Annotated in this window: 1 protein-coding gene; it reads left to right on the top strand. The window is 70.0% G+C overall.

Going from position 1 to position 1,893, the window contains the following annotated elements; genetic code table 11:
* Positions 1–305: 305 nt before the first annotated feature.
* A complete protein-coding gene (locus HMPREF3105_RS04045; protein ID WP_256375206.1) occupies positions 306–1,856 on the top strand; it encodes an RNA polymerase sigma factor in 1,551 nt (516 codons plus the stop codon).
* Positions 1,857–1,893 lie beyond the last annotated feature (37 nt).

The following is a 1,893-nucleotide window of genomic DNA, read 5'->3' on the forward strand; positions in this document are numbered from 1 at the left end:
GGACGCCCACCTGACCGCGGCGGCGGCGCTGAGCCCCGGCGACCCGTTCGTCTCCGTCCTGCGACGCATCGTGGCCGCGGGGTGCGTCGCCGGCTGGGCGACCGACCCGGCCACCGCGTGGCGGCCCGACGGTGGCGGCCCATGAGAGAATGATGCGGCTTCACGACGGCACGGCCGACCGCAACCCGTTTCCCGGGTTCGGAATAGATCGGTCTCAGCCGTCGTTGGCACTCACGGACCCTGCAGTCGGCGGGCCCGGACGACGTCGGTCGTCCGAGGCCGCGACTTGACAGGGTCACGTGTCTATGGACTGCAAGGATCCGCGGGTGGCCGCGGACGAGACGGAAAGGCCTCGAGTGACCACTTCGACGACCAGCGGTGTGCAGGACGGCAAGGAGACCACTGCCTCCGAGGCCACGACCACGCGCACCCGCTCCACGGCAGCCAAGAAGTCGGCAGCCACGAAGAGCGCCACGACCAAGGGCGCCACGACGCGGACGACCGCGACGAAGTCGGCGGCGACCAAGACCGCTGCCACGCCGACGGCCAAGAAGAAGGCGACCCGGAAGCCCACCGCGGCCAAGACCACCGCCACGGCCAAGACCACCGCCGCGAAGAAGACCGCCACGACCCGGGGCAAGAAGGCCACCGCCTCCGCCGGCTCCGCCGAGCAGGCCGAGGACGACGAGGAGTTCGTCGAGGCGCGCGAGCGCACCGAGGCCGCCGACGCCGTCGAGGAGGACGTGGTGGAGGACGAGACCGCCACCGAGGACTCGGACGACGCGGACGCGGACGGCTCGGACGCTCCGGAGCGCCCGGCGATGGACGCGGAGGCCGTGACCGGCACGAAGGCCGCCACGGGCCAGAAGGTGGCCCAGTCCAAGGGCGCGTTCGTCATGGACGACTCCGAGGACGACGCCCCGGTGCAGCAGGTGGTCGTGGCGGGTGCCACGGCGGACCCGGTGAAGGACTACCTGAAGCAGATCGGCAAGGTCGCCCTGCTCAACGCCGAGCAGGAGGTGGACCTGGCCATGCGCATCGAGGCCGGCCTCTACGCCGAGCACGTCGTGCAGCACGAGGCCTCCGACGACTACCGCGAGCGCCGGGACATCCAGCTGATCATCGCGGACGGGCGCAAGGCCAAGAACCACCTGCTCGAGGCCAACCTGCGTCTGGTGGTCTCCCTGGCCAAGCGCTACACCGGCCGCGGCATGCTGTTCCTGGACCTCATCCAGGAGGGCAACCTCGGCCTGATCCGCGCCGTCGAGAAGTTCGACTACACCAAGGGCTTCAAGTTCTCCACGTATGCCACGTGGTGGATCCGTCAGGCCATCACCCGCGCCATGGCGGACCAGGCCCGCACCATCCGCATCCCGGTGCACATGGTGGAGGTCATCAACAAGCTGGCCCGCGTGCAGCGGCAGATGCTCCAGGACCTCGGCCGCGAGCCCACCCCGGAGGAGCTGGCCAAGGAGCTGGACATGACCCCGGAGAAGGTCGTGGAGGTGCAGAAGTACGGCCGCGAGCCCATCTCCCTGCACACCCCGCTCGGCGAGGACGGCGACTCCGAGTTCGGCGACCTGATCGAGGACTCCGAGGCCGTCGTGCCCGCGGACGCCGTCTCCTTCACGCTGCTCCAGGAGCAGCTGCACTCGGTGCTCGACACGCTCTCCGAGCGCGAGGCCGGTGTCGTCGCCATGCGCTTCGGCCTGACCGACGGACAGCCCAAGACGCTGGATGAGATCGGCAAGGTCTATGGAGTGACGCGCGAGCGGATCCGCCAGATCGAGTCGAAGACCATGTCCAAGCTGCGTCACCCCTCCCGCTCGCAGGTGCTCCGGGACTACCTGGACTGAGTCGGAGCGGCATGACGAAGGGCCGGACCCCCGCGGG

The organism is Micrococcus sp. HMSC31B01 (genome assembly GCF_001816085.1).
In the GTDB taxonomy this organism is placed as follows: Bacteria; Actinomycetota; Actinomycetes; order Actinomycetales; family Micrococcaceae; genus Micrococcus; species Micrococcus luteus.